Origin of the sequence: Methylobacterium sp. Leaf93 (assembly GCF_001422345.1) — a bacterium.
Classification (GTDB): Bacteria; Pseudomonadota; Alphaproteobacteria; order Rhizobiales; family Beijerinckiaceae; genus Methylobacterium; species Methylobacterium bullatum.
This window is the reverse complement of the sequence record NZ_LMMS01000029.1, coordinates 138,915-156,742: the sequence shown is the minus strand read 5'-3', so window position 1 is coordinate 156,742 and position 17,828 is coordinate 138,915. Positions and strand designations below refer to the sequence as shown.

Annotated in this window: 19 protein-coding genes; 12 read left to right on the top strand and 7 right to left on the bottom strand. The window is 64.9% G+C overall.

What is annotated here, in order from left to right; translation table 11 throughout:
• Positions 1 to 16 precede the first annotated feature (16 nt).
• Entirely contained in the window at positions 17 to 1,180 is a 1,164-nt protein-coding gene (gene recF, locus ASF26_RS19580; protein ID WP_200925967.1) for a DNA replication/repair protein RecF, read from the top strand.
• A gap of 1 nt (position 1,181) precedes the next feature.
• Here the strand turns inward: recF and ASF26_RS19575 are convergent, their stop codons facing one another.
• Together ASF26_RS19575 and ASF26_RS23220 are read right to left on the bottom strand one after the other, a co-directional pair.
• Positions 1,182 to 1,808: a disulfide bond formation protein B gene (locus ASF26_RS19575; protein WP_056257989.1), complete on the bottom strand. Its 627-nt coding sequence runs from the start codon at positions 1,806 to 1,808 to the stop codon at positions 1,182 to 1,184.
• Positions 1,809 to 1,818: 10 nt separating this feature from the next.
• Positions 1,819 to 1,974 carry a DUF5993 family protein gene (locus ASF26_RS23220; RefSeq protein WP_018042624.1) on the bottom strand — a complete coding sequence of 52 codons (156 nt, stop codon included), beginning with the start codon at positions 1,972 to 1,974 and terminating at the stop codon, positions 1,819 to 1,821.
• 116 nt (positions 1,975 to 2,090) lie between these two features.
• Between ASF26_RS23220 and ASF26_RS19570 the strand changes: the two genes are divergently transcribed.
• The 8 genes from ASF26_RS19570 (at position 2,091) to ASF26_RS23560 (ending at position 10,511) form a co-directional block, all read left to right on the top strand.
• Complete coding sequence (locus ASF26_RS19570) at positions 2,091 to 2,729, top strand: LysE family translocator (RefSeq protein WP_244476001.1); 639 nt, start codon at positions 2,091 to 2,093, stop codon at positions 2,727 to 2,729.
• 173 nt (positions 2,730 to 2,902) lie between these two features.
• Positions 2,903 to 4,759 carry a DNA helicase RecQ gene (recQ, locus tag ASF26_RS19565; RefSeq protein ID WP_056257984.1) on the top strand — a complete coding sequence of 619 codons (1,857 nt, stop codon included), beginning with the start codon at positions 2,903 to 2,905 and terminating at the stop codon, positions 4,757 to 4,759.
• A gap of 160 nt (positions 4,760 to 4,919) precedes the next feature.
• Complete coding sequence (locus tag ASF26_RS19560) at positions 4,920 to 6,065, top strand: hypothetical protein (RefSeq protein WP_056258221.1); 1,146 nt, start codon at positions 4,920 to 4,922, stop codon at positions 6,063 to 6,065.
• Positions 6,066 to 6,223: 158 nt separating this feature from the next.
• A complete protein-coding gene (gene purL, locus ASF26_RS19555; RefSeq protein ID WP_056257982.1) occupies positions 6,224 to 8,443 on the top strand; it encodes a phosphoribosylformylglycinamidine synthase subunit PurL in 2,220 nt (739 codons plus the stop codon).
• Positions 8,444 to 8,469: 26 nt separating this feature from the next.
• Positions 8,470 to 8,706, top strand: a complete 237-nt coding sequence (locus ASF26_RS19550) for a BolA family transcriptional regulator (RefSeq protein WP_018042619.1) — start codon at positions 8,470 to 8,472, stop codon at positions 8,704 to 8,706.
• A 22-nt stretch (positions 8,707 to 8,728) separates the two neighbouring features.
• Positions 8,729 to 9,235, top strand: coding sequence for a DUF29 family protein (locus ASF26_RS19545; RefSeq protein ID WP_056257978.1), 507 nt, complete (start codon positions 8,729 to 8,731; stop codon positions 9,233 to 9,235).
• A 45-nt stretch (positions 9,236 to 9,280) separates the two neighbouring features.
• A complete protein-coding gene (gene grxD, locus ASF26_RS19540) occupies positions 9,281 to 9,622 on the top strand; it encodes a Grx4 family monothiol glutaredoxin (protein ID WP_018042617.1) in 342 nt (113 codons plus the stop codon).
• A gap of 493 nt (positions 9,623 to 10,115) precedes the next feature.
• Positions 10,116 to 10,511 (top strand): hypothetical protein, encoded by a 396-nt coding sequence (locus ASF26_RS23560; RefSeq protein ID WP_244476000.1) that lies wholly within the window; start codon positions 10,116 to 10,118, stop codon positions 10,509 to 10,511.
• 30 nt (positions 10,512 to 10,541) lie between these two features.
• Here ASF26_RS23560 and ASF26_RS19535 read toward each other — a convergent pair whose 3' ends face one another.
• On the bottom strand, positions 10,542 to 11,366 hold the full coding sequence (locus tag ASF26_RS19535) for a hypothetical protein (RefSeq protein WP_056257975.1): 825 nt from the start codon (positions 11,364 to 11,366) through the stop codon (positions 10,542 to 10,544).
• Positions 11,367 to 11,517: 151 nt separating this feature from the next.
• On the opposite strand from ASF26_RS19535, the gene ASF26_RS22270 reads away from it, so the two are divergent.
• Positions 11,518 to 11,847, top strand: coding sequence for a porin (locus ASF26_RS22270; protein WP_082477713.1), 330 nt, complete (start codon positions 11,518 to 11,520; stop codon positions 11,845 to 11,847).
• A 7-nt stretch (positions 11,848 to 11,854) separates the two neighbouring features.
• Here ASF26_RS22270 and ASF26_RS19530 read toward each other — a convergent pair whose 3' ends face one another.
• From ASF26_RS19530 to ASF26_RS19520, 3 genes are read right to left on the bottom strand one after another with little or no spacing between them, the layout of a single operon-like run.
• Entirely contained in the window at positions 11,855 to 12,343 is a 489-nt protein-coding gene (locus tag ASF26_RS19530) for a hypothetical protein (RefSeq protein ID WP_056257966.1), read from the bottom strand.
• Positions 12,327 to 12,746 (bottom strand): rod-binding protein, encoded by a 420-nt coding sequence (locus ASF26_RS19525; RefSeq protein ID WP_056258219.1) that lies wholly within the window; start codon positions 12,744 to 12,746, stop codon positions 12,327 to 12,329. The genes ASF26_RS19530 and ASF26_RS19525 overlap by 17 nt, the downstream gene beginning before the upstream one ends.
• A gap of 43 nt (positions 12,747 to 12,789) precedes the next feature.
• Entirely contained in the window at positions 12,790 to 13,932 is a 1,143-nt protein-coding gene (locus ASF26_RS19520) for a flagellar basal body P-ring protein FlgI (protein WP_200925968.1), read from the bottom strand.
• Between ASF26_RS19520 and ASF26_RS22850 the strand changes: the two genes are divergently transcribed.
• Complete coding sequence (locus ASF26_RS22850; RefSeq protein ID WP_156463053.1) at positions 13,928 to 14,194, top strand: hypothetical protein; 267 nt, start codon at positions 13,928 to 13,930, stop codon at positions 14,192 to 14,194. The genes ASF26_RS19520 and ASF26_RS22850 overlap by 5 nt on opposite strands.
• A 16-nt stretch (positions 14,195 to 14,210) precedes the next feature.
• On the top strand, positions 14,211 to 14,642 hold the full coding sequence (locus tag ASF26_RS19515; RefSeq protein WP_056257960.1) for a flagellar assembly protein FliX: 432 nt from the start codon (positions 14,211 to 14,213) through the stop codon (positions 14,640 to 14,642).
• Between the two features lie 37 nt (positions 14,643 to 14,679).
• Here ASF26_RS19515 and ASF26_RS19510 read toward each other — a convergent pair whose 3' ends face one another.
• The gene (locus ASF26_RS19510) at positions 14,680 to 17,739 is read right to left on the bottom strand and encodes a PAS domain-containing protein (protein ID WP_244475998.1); all 3,060 of its coding nucleotides are present in this window, start codon (positions 17,737 to 17,739) and stop codon (positions 14,680 to 14,682) included.
• Between the last annotated feature and the right edge of the window lie 89 nt (positions 17,740 to 17,828).

Here is a 17,828-nt window from a genome sequence, read left to right as displayed (position 1 = left end):
AGCAAGTTCGGGCATCGTGGATCCATCTACCGACGGACCGTCCGTCGTCGGTTTGCGCCTCACCCGTGTCATCTGCCGCGACTTCCGCAACCATGCCGATCTCGACCTCGCCGTCGGGAGCCGGTTCGTCGCGCTTGTCGGAGAGAACGGGGCGGGGAAGACCAACCTCCTCGAATCGATCTCGCTCTTCTCCCCCGGCCGTGGCCTGCGGCGCGCGGATCTGTCGAGCATGGCGCGCAATGCCGGCTCGGGCGGGTTCGCGGTCTCGCTCGCGCTCCAACAGGGCGAGGAGGAGCATCGTATCGGCACGGGCTTCGAGCCCGCCGTGGGCGACGGCCGGGCCACGCGTCTGTGTCGGATCGACGGCGAGACGGTAGGCTCCCCCGTAGCGTTCTCCGAGTTCCTGAGGGTGGTCTGGCTGACGCCGGATCTCGACGGGCTGTTTCGCGGCCCCGCCGGTGACCGCCGCCGCTTCCTCGACCGCCTCGTCCTCGCGGTCGACGCGACGCATGGCGCTAGGGTGAACGCGCTGGAGCGGGCCTTGCGCTCCCGCAACCGCTTGCTCGAGGAGCGCCCCAGCGACGGGCAATGGCTCGATGCGATCGAGCGCGAAGTCGCCGAACTCGGCGTCGCAGTGGCGTTGGCGCGGCGCGAGACCGCCGAGCGGTTGGACCGTCTGATCGCCGAGACCCGCAATGACGCGCAGCCTTTTCCATGGGCCGGGCTGAGGCTGGAAGGCGACCTGGACGATCTCGTGGCCGTCTGGCCGGCCCTGGAGGCGGAGGACCGGTTCCGCGCTGCTCTGCGACAGGGCCGCCATCGCGACCGCGCCGCCGGCCGGACTCTCATCGGCCCGCAGGCCACCGATCTCGTGGTCCGTCACGGACCGAAGGACGTGGCCGCCGCGACCGCCTCGACGGGTGAACAGAAGGCGCTGCTCATCGGCCTTGTGCTGGCCCATGCGCGCTTGGTTCAGGCCATGTGCGGCATCGCTCCCGTCATCCTGCTCGATGAGGTCACGGCGCATCTTGATCCGCGACGGCGGGCCGGCCTGTTCGATGCCTTGGCCGCCCTGCAGGGGCAGGTTTGGATGACCGGTGCCGATCCGGCGCTGTTCGCCGAATTGGACGGCCGGGCCGACATGGTTTCGGTCTCCGACGGACGTATCGTGCGCGCCTGAATCACCGCGCGATGAGCCGATCGAACATCTCGTAGTTCACCGGATTGTCTGGACACAGGCCGAACCCGCATTCGGCGAAGGTCGAGCCGGTATTGGCCAGCGCCACGACGAGAAACAGCAGGACCACGGAAAGACCGAGCGCCCCGGCCCGGGTGCCGGGAAGAACCGTTGGCGCCGTTCCGGTGGGCTGCCCAAGGACCGAGATCGTCTCCGAGCGCGACACGGAGGCCTCAGGGGTGAACTGCCGATCCCACAGGCACAGGATGGCGACGGCGACGATCACGCCGGTGAAAGCGATGAGCGCCCAGACATAGAAATGGAGGCCGAACAGGGCCGAGCCGTAGGTCCCGGTTCCGGGGATGATGTGCAAAGCCGTCTGACGGGCGGAGACCGCACCCCCCACCACGGCGCTCAGGATGACGATGGCATAATGCGACGGTCTCGGCCGGTCGCAGATATTGAGGACCAGCCCCAGGCCGACCGCCGTGAAAGCGGCGCGCTGAAGGACGCAGAGCGGGCACGGCAATTCTCCGAGGACGATCTGAAACCAGAACGCCACGAGCAAAATGAGGCTGCAGCCAAGGAGTCCCGCTGCGTTGAGCGCGCGGGCGAGGGACGATGCGGACATTCCGTGGCCTTCAGAAGACGAGCGGCAGGGCGTCGGTGGCGTGCTCGCGGAACAACGCTAGCAACACGCCCAGGGACAGTCCCCAGAGGAGCAAGGCCAGGCCGCGTCTCCCGGCGATCGCCGCCCCCGTGGCGCCAGCGAAACCGAGGAACGGAAGGACCATCATGGGATAAACTCGCCGGTCTTTCATCGGCCCGCGATGACGACCCGCTGACCCTTGCCCATCTGAGCAGACATCTCCTTTCGGGTGACTTAAGATGTGAAGTCTTTGTATGCCCTGTATTGCAACTGTCGACCGGAGCAGGCGTCATTCCCCTCGCGCAGCTTGTCGTCTTTGCCGCCATCTATGCCGCCGCCGTAGCCTCCCCCGGACCCGGCATCGCAGCCCTGGTGGCGCGTGTCCTCGCCGAGGGCACCCGCGGCATCGGTGCCTTCGTCGCGGGCTTCATTGTCGGCGACCTGATATGGTTCGCCGTGGCGGCGGGTGGATTCGCCCTGGTGGCGCAGACCTTCGCGCCGCTTCTCGTCGCCCTGAAATATGCCGGCGCGGTCTATCTCGCTGCCCTGGCGTTCAAAGCCTGGACATCCCGGGTCGGCGTGATCGACGCGGTGCCTCTTCGTGACGAGGGCGCATTGCGTCTGTTCGCGGGCGGCCTCGCCATCACCCTGGGCAACCCGAAGGTGATCCTGTTCTTCCTGGCCCTGCTGCCGACCGTGGTCGATCTCGGCCGGATCGATGCTCTGGGGCTGGCGGAGCTTGGTGCCACCATCGTTCTCGTCCTCGGCATCATCCTCTCCGGTTACGTCCTGGCGGCCGAACGAGCCCGGCGCGTCATGACCTCTGCCAGGGCACGACGACTGCTCAACCGTGGAGCCGGGACGGTCATGGCCGGCGCTGCCGTCGCGATCGCGTCCCGCTGATACGTTCTCGAGATCGAGGTGAGGTGGTGGTCCCGACGATTGACCTCGGGGTTCAGGGCCGTCAAAGCCACCTTCCTGGCAAATGACGGCCTCGACGGCGGCATTGCCGTGCCAAGGATGGCCGGCGCGACGTCCGCCTGCCGCCTTTCCCTGACCGCGATGACGGGCCCTGCATGACCGACCGCCTCGACGAAGCTCGACGCGCCCTTAAGACCACCTTCGGCTACGACGATTTCCGGCCCGGACAGGACGAGGTGATCGGTGCCGTCCTGGATGGGACGGATGTGTTCGCGGTGATGCCGACGGGCTCGGGCAAGTCGATGACCTATCAGCTGCCGGCGCTGGTCGAATCCTCGCTCACGGTGGTCGTGTCGCCTCTGATCGCCCTCATGCACGATCAGGTCCAGCAGATGATCGGTTTCGGCGTCGAGGCGGCGACCCTGAACTCATCGGTGGCGGAAGCGACGTCCCGGGAGACCTGGCGCAAGATCCGCAGCGGCGATCTGCGGCTCCTCTTCGTCTCGCCTGAGCGGCTGATGATGGAAGGGCTGATGGATGCCCTGCGCGGGGCTGGCGTCCGGCGGCTGGCCGTGGACGAGGCTCATTGCGTCTCGCAATGGGGCCATGATTTCCGCCCGGAATACCGCGATCTCTCCAAGGCGCGCGAAGCGTTGGGGAATGTCCAGACCGTGGCGCTCACCGCTACCGCCGATAAGGCGACGCGGGCCGACATCACCGAGCGGTTGTTCCCGGCTGGTCGCGACCTGAAGGCCTTCGTCCATTCCTTCGACCGGCCGAACATCCGGCTGACTTTCACGCCGAAGGACAACCCGACCCGCCAGATCGAGCGCTTCTTGCGCCACCGACGCTCCGAGAGCGGCATCATTTACTGCTCGTCGAGGAAGCGCACGGAGCAACTCGCGGAGGTGCTCGCCAAGGATGGGTTCAACGCCCTCCCCTACCATGCCGGCCTCGACCAGGGCACGCGCATGAAGAACCAGGACACGTTCCTTCAGGAGGACGGGGTGGTGATGACCGCCACCGTCGCCTTCGGCATGGGCATCAACAAGCCGGACGTGCGCTTCGTCTGCCACGCCGACATGCCCTCCAATGTCGAGGGCTACTATCAGGAGATCGGCCGCGCCGGCCGCGACGGCCTGCCCGCCGACACGCTCACGATTTACGGCCTCGACGACATGTCCCTGCGCCGACGGCAAATCGACGAGAAGGACGTGCCCAATGAGCGCCGTCGCGTCGAGCGGCGTAAGCTCGAGGCGATGATCGCGCTCTGCGAGGGGGCGACCTGCCGGCGGCAATCTCTGCTCGGCTATTTTGGCGAGGCGAGCGAGCCCTGCGGCCGCTGCGATCTGTGCCGCAGCGGCATCTCCCTCGTGGATGCCACCGTGCCGGCGCAGAAGCTGCTCTCGGCCATCGTGCGTACGGGGCAGCGATTCGGCGCCGCCTATGTCTGCGATGTCGTCCATGGCAAGGAAACCGACACGATTCGGCGCAACGGTCACACGGCGCTGAAGACCTTCGGCGTCGGTGCCGACAAGCCGCTCCCGGCATGGCGGGCGATGCTGCGCCAACTCTTTGCAGCCGGGGCCGTGGCGGAGAACGACGACGGGTTCGGCGGGCTCTCTCTGACCGAAAAGGGCGAGGCCATCCTGTTCGGCCGTGAAGCGATTCAGATGCGGCCGGACCCGGAACCGAAGGTAGCCGAGCCGCGTGACCGCAAGCGCAGTGGCGCGGCCCGCGAGGATGCGACCCTCGATCTCGATCCGGCGACGGAAGCTCTGTTCCAGCATCTGCGTGGCCTGCGCGCTACCATCGCCCGCACTGAGGGTATCGCCGCCTTCATGGTGTTCCCAGACCGGACCCTGATCGAGATGGCGCGGGCGAAGCCGGTGGATCTCTACGCTCTAAGGACGGTCCACGGCGTCGGGGAGCGCAAGCGCGATGCCTACGGCGAGCGGTTCGTCACAGCCATCGCGGAGCATCTCTCTCATGGGGCCGGGGGCAACGCCTGATGCGAATTCGCACTCGTACGAGGTCGACCTGATCGTGTAGGGACCGGTTCTGGCGCTTCGCTTGCGGGCACCGGCCACCTTCTCCTCCTGCCGCACGGATAAACATCCCATCGCTTCAGAATCACCCGTCACAGATCTCCTTCCGCGCCAGATCTTCTACATGCCCGGTTTCGATCCGCGTGAGCCCGAAACCTATTGGGGCTTGTTTCGGCGCGAGAGCAGACTCACGGCGGCAAGGCGCGACATGGCCATCGCCGTGAGCGACCCGGTGCGGTCGGAAGATGGCTTGCGCCTCGATTGGACGGTGAACGTGGACGGGGCCCCCACGCGCTATACCCTGCTACGCTGGGACGACATCGTCCGCGCCCGCTTTCCGCGATCGAACTGGCGGCGCCTCGTGGAAGTCCCTGCCTTATGGTGGCGCCTCTACCGCAGCGGTTACGTTCGTCGCTTTCGGCGGGAAGCCAAGCGCTTTGCCCGCGTCATCATCGGCGTCCACCAGATCTATGCGGGCATGATCGTCACATCGGTGATCCTAGCGGCCCTGCCGGCTTTGCTCGGACCGTCAGGCTGGCGACCCTGGTTGATCGCGGCGATCCCGGTCCTCTTCTACGCCCTCCTCGCCGGGCTGATGGGGTTGACCCGGGCCAAACCGTTCTATGTCGCCCACCTCGTGGACGACGCCGCATTCACCCACGACCACGCCAGCGGCGCCGAAACGCGCATGTGCCGACGTCTCGATGCCTTCGCCGATGAGATTCGCGCCGCTGACGGCAGAGCAAGTGAGATCGTCGTCATCGGACATTCCTCGTCGAGCTTTCTCGGCGTCGAGGCTCTCGACAGGGTCCTGACGCAGGATCCCGGCTTCGGGCAACGCGGCACGCCGGTTTCTTTCGTTAGTATCGGCAGCGTGATCCCTTGGATCACGCTCGATGCGCCGGCTGGCGAGATGCGCGCGGCGCTTGCGCGGGTGGCGGCATGCCGCGCCATTCGTTGGCTCGACGTGCGTGCGAAGTGGGACTGGCTCTCGGTCCACCAACGCGACGTCCTCAGCGCCTCCGACCTGCCCTCCCCGCCTGCACATCGGCCGGTGGAGATCCATGTCCGCATCACCGACCTCATCGAGAAGAACATCATCGCCCGCCGCAAGTGGAACCTGTTCCGCATGCATTTCCAGTTGCTGATGTCGAGCCTGAACCCACAGGCATTCGATTACGTCGCCTTCGTCGCTGGTCCCGAGCCTATCCACAGCGCCATCGATCGCCTGCGTCTTGCAGGCGAGCCCGCCTCCGAGAAGGTTGTCTGACGGAGCGTTTCCGCGAGTCCGCATGGCCGGACGCCGCTTTGATGAGTTGCCAGCACGGGCGCTTACCCTCTAGAGCCGACCGGACTTGGTGAACCTCGCAAACCCATTCCGAGATCGGGAGGGGCGCGACAGATACCTAAGCGGTCGAGAGGGGTCGCATGTTCCGCAACGATGTTCCGATCACACCGGAGCTGGTACGCCAGCATGGCCTGACACCGGACGAGTACGAGCGCTTCCGCGGCCTGATCGGACGCGATCCGACCCTGACCGAGCTGGGCATCGTCTCGGCCATGTGGAACGAGCACTGCTCCTACAAGTCCTCGCGCAAGCACCTGCGCGGCCTGCCGACCTCGGCGCCGTGGGTGATCCAGGGACCCGGCGAGAATGCCGGTATCATCGATATCGGTGATGGACTGGCCTGCGTCTTCAAGATGGAGAGCCACAACCACCCGAGCTTCATCGAGCCCTATCAAGGCGCGGCGACCGGCGTCGGCGGCATCCTGCGTGACGTGTTCACCATGGGTGCCCGGCCTATCGCGGCCCTGAACGCTCTCCGCTTCGGCTCGCCCGATCATCCCCGTACGCGCCATCTCGTCTCCGGCGTGGTGGCCGGCATCGGCGGCTACGGCAATTCCTTCGGCGTCCCCACCGTGGGCGGCGCCGTCGGTTTCCACCCGCGCTATGACGGCAACATCCTTGTCAACGCCATGGCGGTGGGCCTCGCCCGCACCGACGCGATCTTCTATGCGGCGGCCACGGGCGTCGGGAACCCAATCGTCTATCTCGGCTCCAAGACCGGCCGCGACGGCATCCACGGCGCAAGCATGGCCTCGGCCGAGTTCGACGACGCCTCCGAATCGAAGCGCCCTACGGTGCAGGTCGGCGACCCCTTTGCCGAAAAGCTGTTGCTCGAGGCCTGCCTCGAACTGATGGCGACGGGGGCCGTCATCGCGATCCAGGACATGGGCGCGGCGGGGCTGACCTGCTCCGCTGTCGAGATGGGGGCCAAGGGCGACCTCGGCGTGGAACTTCACATCGAGAAGGTGCCGGCCCGCGAAGAGAACATGAGCGCCTACGAGATGATGCTCTCGGAGAGCCAGGAGCGCATGCTCATGGTGCTCAAGCCCGGCATGGAAGCGGAAGCCGAGGCCATTTTCGTGAAATGGGGCCTCGATTTCGCGATCATTGGGCACACCACCGACACTCTCCGCTTCGTCGTCAAGCATGACGGCGTCACCATGGCCGACCTGCCGATCAAGGAACTCGGCGACGAAGCCCCGCTCTACGACCGGCCGCACATCGCCAACACGCACCAGCCGGTGATCGCGACCGCCGACGTGCCTGCGCCGATCGGCAATGCCGAGGCCCTGAAGAAGCTGGTCGGCTCCCCCGACCTCTCTTCGAAGCGCTGGGTCTACGAGCAGTACGACCACTTCATCGGCGGCAACACCGTGCAGAAGCCCGGTGGCGACGCCGCCATCGTTCGCGTCGAGGACGGACCCAAGGGGCTAGCCCTGACCGCCGATGTGACTCCGCGCTATTGCGAGGCGGACCCGGTGCAAGGCGGCCGGCAGGCCGTGGCGGAAGCCTGGCGCAACATCACGGCGGTGGGCGCCAAACCTCTCGCCATCACCGACAACCTGAACTTCGGCAACCCGGAGAAGCCCGAGGTGATGGGGCAGCTCGTCGGCTGCCTCAAGGGCATCGGCGAGGCCTGCCTCGCCCTCGACTTCCCCGTCGTCTCCGGCAACGTCTCGCTGTACAACGAAACGAACGGCGTCGGCATCCTGCCGACCCCGACCATTGGCGGCGTCGGCCTTCTCGACGATGTCACGAAACACGCCACAATCTCGCTGAAGCGTGACGGCGATATGCTCGTCCTCGTGGGCGCCACGGAAGGCTGGCTCGGCCAATCGGTCTATCTCTCGGTGGTTTCCGGGCGCGAGGATGGTGCGCCGCCGCCGGTCGATCTCGCGGCAGAGCGCCGCAACGGCGATTTCGTGCGCAGCCTCATCGTCTCGGGCCTCGTCGACACCGTGCACGACCTCTCCGATGGCGGGCTTGCCGTGGCCCTCGCCGAAATGGCCATTGCCGGTGGTATCGGCGCGACCCTGCCGGATGCGCCCGCCGGTCTTCCCGCGCATGCCTATCTCTTTGGAGAGGACCAGGCCCGCTACCTCCTCAGCGTCGACCCGGAGAACGTGCCGGACCTTCTCTACAGCGCGAACGCGCAGGGTATTCCGGCCTCCGTCATCGGCTTAGCTGGAGGGCAAGATTTGACCTTGCCCGCGGGCGAAACCATATCCGTCTCGGATCTGCGCGAGGCGCATGAAGGCTGGCTGCCGACCTACATGGCGACCCGGCCTGCCACGGTCTGAATGTCACTCGAAAGGGATTGAGTCCGATGCCGATGGATGCGCGCGATATCGAGGCCATGATCCGTGAAGCGCTGCCCGACGCCACGATCGAGATCAAAGACCTGGCCGGCGACGGCGACCATTATGCCGCCACAGTCATCTCCTCGGCCTTCAAGGGTAAGACTCGCGTGGCGCAACACCAACTCGTCTACGGTGCGCTTCAGGGTCGGATGGGGGGCGTCCTGCACGCCCTTGCGCTCACCACCGGTGTCCCGCAAGATTAGGGGCGATCAACAGGGCGTCCCCATGGACCAGCCGAGCCTGTACGACGACATCGTGAGCGGGACCGAGCAGCAAGCGTCGGCCTTGCGCGCCCTCTCGCGACGCTCCGACCTGTCCAATATGCTGGACTGGGAGAATGTCGCCGAGGAGATAGAGAGCGTGGGGCGTTCGCAGGCCCAGGCCGGTGAAAGCCTCCGCACTCAAAGCCCGGTGCATCTCTTAGAGCGGCTATCCGCGCCACGCACCCTCCCCGTGGAGCATTGGCGCAGGCAGGTTGAGGCCTTCCAGATCGGTGCCCGCGGACGTTGCGAACCTTCCATGTCGCAGCGTATCGACTGGTTCAACGGCTGGGCCGCAACCCAGGAACTAGCCAAGCCGGGACGGACCGCATACGGCGATACGCTGATCTCCAACTTGCCGTTTCAATGCTCCTTAGGCGTGGACGATCCCCTGGTCACCCCATTCGACATGGACGACGCGCTTTTGAGGATCGCCGAAACGACGATCTTGAAATCGCCGGAAAAACACTGACTTCAAGCGCTAGTTCCCCGCCTCAGTCCTGGAAAGGATATTTGCATGACCGACGTCAACGCCGCCATCAAGACCGAAATCGATTCCCAGGACGTCGTCGTGTTCATGAAGGGCACGCCACAGTTTCCGATGTGCGGCTTCTCCGGCCAGGTCGTGCAGATCCTCAATTACCTCGAAGTGCCGTTCAAGGGCGTGAACGTTCTCGACGACATGGCGATCCGCGACGGGATCAAGGCCTTTTCGAATTGGCCCACCATTCCGCAGATCTACGTCAAGGGCGAGTTCGTGGGCGGTTGCGATATCACCCGCGAGATGTTCCAGTCGGGAGAATTGCAGCAGTTCCTCACCGAGAAGGGTGTGGCTGTAAAGGCGACTGCAGTCGCCTGAAGCGACCAAAGTTCAATGTTAAATGTCGATTAAGGGCGCGCGAGCGCCCTTTTTCGTGTCGCTCGCACTTTATCGGGACAAGAGCGCAACGGCCGATTTTACATTGAACCTTGGGCAGGGGGGCCTTGGGCCCGAGGATGAGGGGCGATTGGCTACCCATCCAAGGTCATCGCGGGCCACGTCAGAGGGTCATCGAGTTATGTAGAGTATTAGATAAGGTACATAGAAGGGTGATATTTTTTTGATTAAATCATCAATTTTCAGTATCAATGTGATTAAAAACCAGCAAATTTCAGTGATTACAGGAGTTAATGGGCGATCGGCCATATTTATTATTTGAAAATGATCCGATAATAAATCCTTCTATTTGATGTTTCCTCAATAATCTGAGATTTCTGCCCACGACGATTAGTTAGGTTTCAGTTTCATGCGCCCATGGATGGGGTGAGGCGGCCGACGCTTACTATACTTTTGCAGGAGGTCCCATTCCAGATTGTACGAACCTGTAATCGAGTGTGTTGCCGCACTGCGGAAACTTCGTGGCGATGCAAAATGCAAATTAAGCGTAAACAATCGTGGCGGATGGGAACTTGTTGCCGGAATCCACATTGTCGGTTTATACGCACACAACGACCCATGCGAAGTTCGCACGGCTCAAGGTCCGGTGACCGCAATGCCAGTGTTTGAAGCAAAGAATCTGGATTCAGAATTCGAGGGACAGGCTCTCCTCGCGGCCATTCTGTTCCCCACCCAGGAAGCGCAGGATCGGGCACTGACCCATGGCCGCAACCGCGCTGCACGCGGGTGCGCTATGGCTGATCCCCTCACTATTGAAGCGCGGTATCCGCATTCCCTTCGTGATCCAGAGATCGAAGTACAGCTGTCCTGATTATGCTCGTACTCGATATCGTCCGTCGGCTCACCAAGTTTGGCTGGTGATCAGGCCTTGTTTCGTAACAACCGCCCAGTTCCGCCCGCGTCTCTCGACTGAATCGACCTTGCCGACGCCTGGGATCGTGTCCCCTGGGCCGACCTCCACAAGGCGATGACGACGGTCTTCGATGACGGCCACACCGTTATAGACCTCGCGCACAGCCCATCCATCGATGACAGCCGGTGTCGAAGCTTTTGCCTTGTCGGGAAGGGATCCGGTTTCCGTTGGCTCAGGCTGCTGAGGCTTGGCGGCTTGCGTCGCCGCTACAGGAGCGGCCGGAGCGGGCGCCGCCGCTCGCTTGTCCAATTGCGACGTCAGAGCAGCGATTTTTGCCGTCTGGTCTCGCTCTGTTTGATCCTGCCGGTCGGCGAGGCTCGTGACTTTTGAAACGATAGCCTGTTCGGCCTTGCCGATCCGGTCGTTGAGGGCGGCGGACCGATTCTTCGCTTCGCTGCGGACAGACTCGGTAGCATCCTGCACCTGCGCGAGAACCTTTCCTAGCTTCTCGATTTCGGTCTGTAGACGGGCGACATCCGCCTGGCGGATTTCCAGACGGGATTGGATCTGCGCCAGCCGCTCCGAGGATGGATCGGATTTCGACGAAACGAGGCTCATCGCTCCTGCGCCCAAAGCGAGCCCGATCACGAGGGCCGCCGCCGCCACTCCGCCAAGAAGCGGGGAAATCGATGGCAGTCGCCGACGCTTCTCCGGCATCGGCGCGGGCTTCACCTTGGCGCCGCTAACGGCTTGTTTCAAAAGCGCTTCCGGCGACCGATCGGACTCCGCCGCCCCGATGACCTTATCCGCCATGTCTCAAGCTTCCCGTTTGACCGTGTCACCAATGATTAAGGACGTTTGTTTACCGAAAGGTTACCGTATGGCGGAGGGGAACCGGTATCGATCGTTCGCGGCCGAAAGGGTATAGCGAATTGTTCCGACGGAGCCTTGGGGAACGACACGCATGGTGAGGGCGACACTGGTCGGCAGCTTGGCTGTCTGCGTACTCACGACCCTGACGTCTCTCGCTTTTGCGCTTGAGCCGATGAGGCCGCAACTGCAGCAGGCGGCAAGGCCTTGTCCCAGGCACGGCTCGGGGTTCATTCGCATTCCCGGTTCGGAAACCTGCATCCGCATTGGCGGACGGGCAACGACGGGGCTCGACCTACGCTCCCGCGAAGGCGACACCGCCTCCCGATCGATCGCCGGCGGCCGCCTCGCCGTCGATACCCGCACGGATACAGGTTATGGTCCGGTTCGGACCTATGTGCGGATCGACGCGGGACAGCGTTGAAATGCTGTCAAAGGTTGCGCGACAACACCAGGGGCTGGCTCCGACCCGCCGGCCCCTTGCCATAGGGAGACGGCGGCTGAGACGGGCGTCCATACACGGTGGCCGTTCTCGAGCGATTCATGTCGTCGGCGAGAGACTTGACCAGGCTTTCGGAGACCGTGCGTGCCGTCGCCAGCACGATCTGACTGGTTTCCACCACCTGAGCGAAGCGCCGGTGGGCGGATTTGAGTTCCTCAATGGATTCCGGAGCGAACCGCGCCAAGGCGATGGCATTGGCTTTCGCCACCTCGAGGCTCTGCATGTAGGACGCCCCTAGGGCAGTCTTCCGCTCGGTCTGCGATAGGCCCTGGCGCAGACGCCCGACGCGAACGTGGCCTCCCTCCTCCGAGAGGATGTCCTCCAGCGCCTGCATGGTTTGCATGATGTGCGCGATCAGCGCATCTGCGCCGGCCTTGTCCGCGATGCGAAGAGATTTGGTCTCAGTTGCGGCTTGCATTTCCAGCCTCCTGCATCTTGATCATCTCGCGGTAGACCTGATCGGCGATGCCGACCCCCCCGCTCCTTGCCATTTGACCCGCATATTCCTTGGTCAGCATCGAGCGGTAAACCGCTCCGCCGGTGCCATTGTCGCCGAGGGGGCCATCAGTGCCCTCCGAGGTGGCGAGCCGCTCCAGGGTCTGCTCCAGGAACATCGTCTCGAATTCGTTGGACGCCTTACGAGCCTTGATCTCCGCCGGTGTCTTGGCCGTGGCCGCCGCTGCAAGTTTGCTATTTGCGGACGTCGACGCCGCCTTTGTCGTCTCGTTTTTGAGGCCATTACCGACCGACTTGGCGATATCGCCGACGATAGCCCGGCCAACCCCGATGGCGGCTTTGGCGGCGAGGGGTGCGAACAGCATGGTCATCGCCTCTTGGGTTGGAGGAGGAAGAGAGGGAGGTGCATCACATCACCTCGATATCGGCCTGGAGGGCGCCGGCGGCTTTGATGGCCTGGAGGATCGAGATCAGGTCGCGTGGGCCGACCCCCAGCGCGTTCAGGCCATCCACCAACTCACGCAGGGTGACACCTTCCTTGACCATGGCGAGCTTGTTGCCCTCGCCGGTATCGACCTTGACGCCGGTGCGCGGCACCACGGTAGTCGTGCCGTTGGAGAGCGGCGCAGGCTGGCTGACTTGCGGTTGCTCGGTAATGGTGACGGTGAGATTCCCCTGAGCGATGGCGACGGTGGATACGCGCACGTCGCGGCCCATGACGATGATCCCCGAGCGCTCGTCGACGATGACCCGCGCAGTCTGATCGGGCTCGATCTTCAGCTGCTCGATCTCGGTGACGAGGCGGATCATGTTGCCGTTGTACTTCGCCGGGATCTGCAGGGTGACGGTGGCCGGGTCGGTGGGCTCGGCGGTGTCGGCGCCCATGAAGTCGTTGATCGCGGCGGCGATCCGCTTCGAGGTGGTGAAGTCCGGGTTGCGCAGGGACAGGCGCAGGGAGCGCATGTCGTTCATCTTGAACGCCGTCTCCCGCTCGATCATCGCCCCGTTGGGCACGCGCCCGTTGGTGGGCACCCCGCGCGTGATCTTGGCGGCATCGCCCTCGGCCGAGAAGCCCGCGATGGCGACCGATCCCTGGGCCAGGGCGTAGACCTCGCCATCGGCGCCGAGGAGCGGCGTCACCAGCAGGGTGCCGCCCTGGAGGGATTTGGCGTCGCCCAGGGACGAGACCGTGATGTCGATCCGGTTTCCCTGTGTGGCGAAGGGCGGCAGGCTCGCCGTCACCATCACGGCCGCGAGGTTCTGGGTGCGCATGGTGGCCCCCCTCGTGTTGACCCCGAGCCGCTCGAGCATCGCCTGGAGGGACTGGCGGGTGAAGGGGATGTTGTTGAGGGTATCGCCGGTGCCGTTGAGGCCGACGACGATACCGTAGCCCACCAACTGGTTTTGCCGCACGCCTTCGATGCTCGCGAGATCCTTCACCCGCGACAGGGCGAAAGCCTGGCCGCTCAAGCCGAAGACCAGCGCCAGCAGCGCCGCGACGCAGGTGATGAGTGCCGATTGGAAGGTCCGGGCGGTCGCGATTTGCATGATGCGCTTTGCTGGTCGGCGGGGCATGTCGTGGACGTTGGACATGCCGGATGGTCTGCCAGGACCGTGCCAACCGGATCTGTCGATCAAGCATCTGACAAAAAACACTTATTTTTCGAGATGGCGTTTCCCGTACACAGGTTGGGAACCGCTTTCCCTGCCGACCCGGCAGCTTCTGCCCGGTCGTTTACGGATGATTAACCATCGACGGCGGATTCTGCTGGGCGAAACGATCGTCGTGCCGATGCGCGAAGCAACGCCCTGATTCTCGGAGACGGCTCATGCGCGTCGATAACCGCCTCGTCTCCCACGCCTCGGCCTCTGCCTCGCCCGCCCTGCGCAAGACGGATGCGTCCCCGTCCTTTCTCCTGGGCGGAGACACGGGCGCGGCCACCTCTTCAACCGCAACCGCGCCGACCACCTCCCTGGCGGGGCTCGACGCGATCCTGACCCTGCAGAGTCAGGGCGAGCAGCCCGGCGAGCGCCGCCGTCGCTTTGCCAAGCGTGGCCACGACCTTCTCGACGGCCTCGACCGGCTGAAGGCTTCCCTGGTGATGGGAAGGGTTTCGACGCGTGAACTCCAGGCCATCGCGAGCCGCCTCTCGGAACGTGCAGGGTCCAGCGGCGATCCGCGCCTCGACGGGCTCATCGCCGATATCGAGCTGCGCGCAGCGGTGGAACTCGCCAAGCTCTCGGCCGCTCAAGCCACCTGACGGGGACTACCGTCAGAAGCGGAAGCCTTCTGGCGCTTCAGGTTTCCATCATTTCGCGGATGCGCCCGGCCAGGATCTCCACCGGAAACGGCTTGGTGATCATCTGCATGCCCGGATCGAGCTGGCCGTTGCCGAAGATGGCGTTCTCGGCATAGCCGGTGATGAACAGCACCTTCAGATTGGGGCGGCTTTCGCGGGCCTGATCGGCGAGCTGGCGACCGTTGAGGCCGGGAAGGCCGACATCGGTCACCAGGAGGTCGACACGCTCCTGCGTGAGCAGGATTTTCAGGCCGGACAGGCCGTCCGGGGCCGAAATCGCGCGGTAGCCGAGGTCTTCCAGCACATCGACGATGAGGTCGCGCACCACCCCCTCGTCCTCGACCACGAGGACCGTTTCTCCCGCGCCGAGACGGGCCACCTCCGTGATGGTGTCCGCCGTGTCTGCCTCCGAGACCGCTTCGACTGAGCGGGGCAGGTAGAGCTTCACCGCTGTACCATGCCCGACCTGCGAGTCGATCTTGGCATGGCCGTCCGACTGCCGGGCGAAGCCGTAGATCATCGACAGGCCGAGGCCCGTCCCCTGCCCCAGGGGCTTCGTGGTAAAGAACGGGTCGAAGGCCCGGGCGATGACGTCGGCCGGCATGCCGGTGCCGGTATCCGATACGACGATGCTGACATAGGCGCCCGGCTCCACCCCCGGATGCAGTCGGGCATAGGCGCGGTCGAGTTCGGAATTGCTGGTTTCGATGCGCAGCCGGCCGCCATCCGGCATGGCATCGCGGGCGTTGATGGCGAGGTTGAGGATCGCGTTCTCGAGCTGGTGGGGATCGCACAGGGTCGCCCACAGCCCCTCCCCCATGACGATGTCGAGGGAGATCGTCTCGCCGATCGTCCGGCGCAGAAGGTCTTCGAGGGATGCGATCAGGGCGTTGGCATCGACCAGCTTAGGATCGAGCGGCTGGCGCCTGGCGAAGGCGAGGAGCCGGTGGGTCAGCGCTGCGGCCCGGTTGGCGGAGGACATCGCCGCTTTGGCGTAGCGTTCGATATTGTCCATCCGGCCCTGCGACAGGCGGGTCTGCATCAGATCGAGGGAGCCGACGATCCCAGTGAGCAAGTTGTTGAAGTCGTGGGCGATCCCGCCGGTGAGCTGGCCCACGGCCTCCATCTTCTGGGCCTGACGCAAGGCGTCCTCGGCGAGTGCGAGGGCGGCCGCCTGCTCGCGCTCGGCCGTGGTGTTGCGGCCGCTGGCATAGATCCGCCCGTCCTCGAATGCGCCCGTCCAGGCGAACCAGCGGTAGCTGCCGTCGGCGTGACGCAGCCGGAACTCGAAGGGTTCGGTGAGCGGTTCGGCGACGATGGCCGAGAAGGTCGAGCAGACGGCGTCGCGGTCGTCGGGCTGGGCGAGATCCGCGAAGGACCGGCCGACGAGATCCTCGGATGTCCAGCCGAGAAGGGTCGTCCATGCGGTGTTGATCGCTGCGATCCGGCTGTCCGCTTCCGTGACCATCAGCAGATCCTGCGACAGGCGCCAGGCCCGGTCGCGTTCCTGGGTCCGCTCTTGGACCTCCTGGGTCCGGGCCTGGACCTGCTGTTCCAGCGTCTCGTTCAGGCGTCTCAGCGCATCTTCGGCGAGCGCGCGGTCGGTGACGTCGTGCCCCTCGGCGAAGATGCCGGTGACGCTGCCGTCGGCCTCCGTGATTGGCTGATAGACGAGGTTGAGGATACGCTGTTCGAGGCCACCATCCTGTCCGGCCTGGATCGTTACCGGCATGTTCCGACCGATGAAGGGCCTGCCCGTCGCGTAGACCTGGTCGAGAAGCTCGAAGAAGCCCTGTCCCTCCACCTCCGGCAACGCCTCGCGGACGCCGATCCCGATGATGTCGCGATGCCCGACGAGCTGAAGATAGGCCTCGTTGGTGTACTCGAACACGTGCGACGGTCCGCTCAAGACGCACATGAAGCCGGGTGCGTCCTGGAACAGGCTACGCATGCGGTCGCGCTCCGCCGTCCTCTGCCGGACTTCCGAGAGGAGGGCCTCGTTGGCTTGCCTCAGGGCTTCGGCCGCCTCCTGACGCATGCGAACGGCTTCGGCGAGGACAGCGTTGCGCTCGCGCTCGGCCTCATAGGCCGAGACGCTGGCGAGACTCGACGAGATCTGTCCGGCCAAGAGCTTGAGAAAGCTCAGGTAATCGGCATCGATGGGCCGGTGCGGGTTCAGCCCCACCGTGACGATGCCCAGCGGCGCGCTTCCCCCCTGGCCGACCAGGGGCAGGCTCACCGCCTGCGCGGGCGGCCTCGACCAGTCGCCGGTCGGCCAGTTCTGGGACGGATCGAGATCGACGATCGTCTCGTGTCCCGTCCCGCCGAGCAAGCCCGCGAGGGGGCCAGCGGGATCGATGACCTCCGGCAGGACGGTGTGGCCCGCCGACATCCCGGTGGCGGCGGCGAGACGGGCGAGGCTGCCCCCGTCGTAGAGATGGATGGCACTGAAAGGCAGATCGCGGCGGGCCTCGCCAAGGCTGGCCTCCACCGCCCGCAGGACGTCGGAGCGGCTTTCCGCCCGAGCGAGACTCTCGCCGAGGAGACGCAGGATTCCGAGGCGCCGTTCGCTGATGACGCGGTTCGTCTCTTCGCTGACCGCGCAGAACAGGCCACCCACCGTTCCGTCGTCGGCGAGGACCGGGCTGTAGGAAAAAGTGTGATAGGTTTCCTCGGGATAGCCGTTGCGCTCGAGGAGCAGCAGCAGCCCGCGATCCCAGGTCGCCTCGCCGTCCTCGTAGACGCTGCGGATGCGCGCTTCGATGTCGTCCCAGATCTCGGCCCAGAGGATCTTGGTGGGTTTCGCGAGGGATTCCGGGTGCTTGAGGCCGAGCGTCGGGCGATAGGCGTCGTTGTAGAAGAACGCGATCTCCGGCCCCCAGCCGAGCCACATCTCGAACCGCGAGGTAAGGAGGATGCGCAGGGCGACCTTCAGCGCCTCGGGCCAGCGTTCCGGCGGCCCAAGGGGGGTCTGGGACCAGTCCTTGGCCCGCATCAGGGCCGCCATCTCGCTCGAGCCGACGAAGATGTCCGAATGTCCGGCGATGGGCTTCGGCAAGGTTCGGCTTTCCGGCACTCTCAGGGCCTCGGTTTCGCGCGGCGGGCGAGATCACGCGGCCGGTCCGGGGACCGACGTGAAACGACCCT

Excerpts from the sequence above, each read along its gene's own strand:
- ASF26_RS19575 (WP_056257989.1), bottom strand. The coding sequence starts at position 1,808 with ATGTCCGCATCGTCCCTCGCCCGCGCGCTCAACGCAGCGGGACTCCTT.
- ASF26_RS22850 (WP_156463053.1), top strand. The coding sequence starts at position 13,928 with ATGATGCGCTTTGCTGGTCGGCGGGGCATGTCGTGGACGTTGGACATG.
- ASF26_RS19545 (WP_056257978.1), top strand. The coding sequence starts at position 8,729 with ATGGACCAGCCGAGCCTGTACGACGACATCGTGAGCGGGACCGAGCAG.
- ASF26_RS19525 (WP_056258219.1), bottom strand. The coding sequence starts at position 12,746 with ATGCTGTTCGCACCCCTCGCCGCCAAAGCCGCCATCGGGGTTGGCCGG.
- ASF26_RS23220 (WP_018042624.1), bottom strand. The coding sequence starts at position 1,974 with ATGATGGTCCTTCCGTTCCTCGGTTTCGCTGGCGCCACGGGGGCGGCG.
- purL (WP_056257982.1), top strand. The coding sequence starts at position 6,224 with ATGTTCCGCAACGATGTTCCGATCACACCGGAGCTGGTACGCCAGCAT.
- ASF26_RS22270 (WP_082477713.1), top strand. The coding sequence starts at position 11,518 with ATGGTGAGGGCGACACTGGTCGGCAGCTTGGCTGTCTGCGTACTCACG.
- ASF26_RS19530 (WP_056257966.1), bottom strand. The coding sequence starts at position 12,343 with ATGCAAGCCGCAACTGAGACCAAATCTCTTCGCATCGCGGACAAGGCC.
- ASF26_RS19550 (WP_018042619.1), top strand. The coding sequence starts at position 8,470 with ATGCCGATGGATGCGCGCGATATCGAGGCCATGATCCGTGAAGCGCTG.
- ASF26_RS19535 (WP_056257975.1), bottom strand. The coding sequence starts at position 11,366 with ATGGCGGATAAGGTCATCGGGGCGGCGGAGTCCGATCGGTCGCCGGAA.
- ASF26_RS19560 (WP_056258221.1), top strand. The coding sequence starts at position 4,920 with ATGCCCGGTTTCGATCCGCGTGAGCCCGAAACCTATTGGGGCTTGTTT.
- ASF26_RS19515 (WP_056257960.1), top strand. The coding sequence starts at position 14,211 with ATGCGCGTCGATAACCGCCTCGTCTCCCACGCCTCGGCCTCTGCCTCG.
- grxD (WP_018042617.1), top strand. The coding sequence starts at position 9,281 with ATGACCGACGTCAACGCCGCCATCAAGACCGAAATCGATTCCCAGGAC.
- recQ (WP_056257984.1), top strand. The coding sequence starts at position 2,903 with ATGACCGACCGCCTCGACGAAGCTCGACGCGCCCTTAAGACCACCTTC.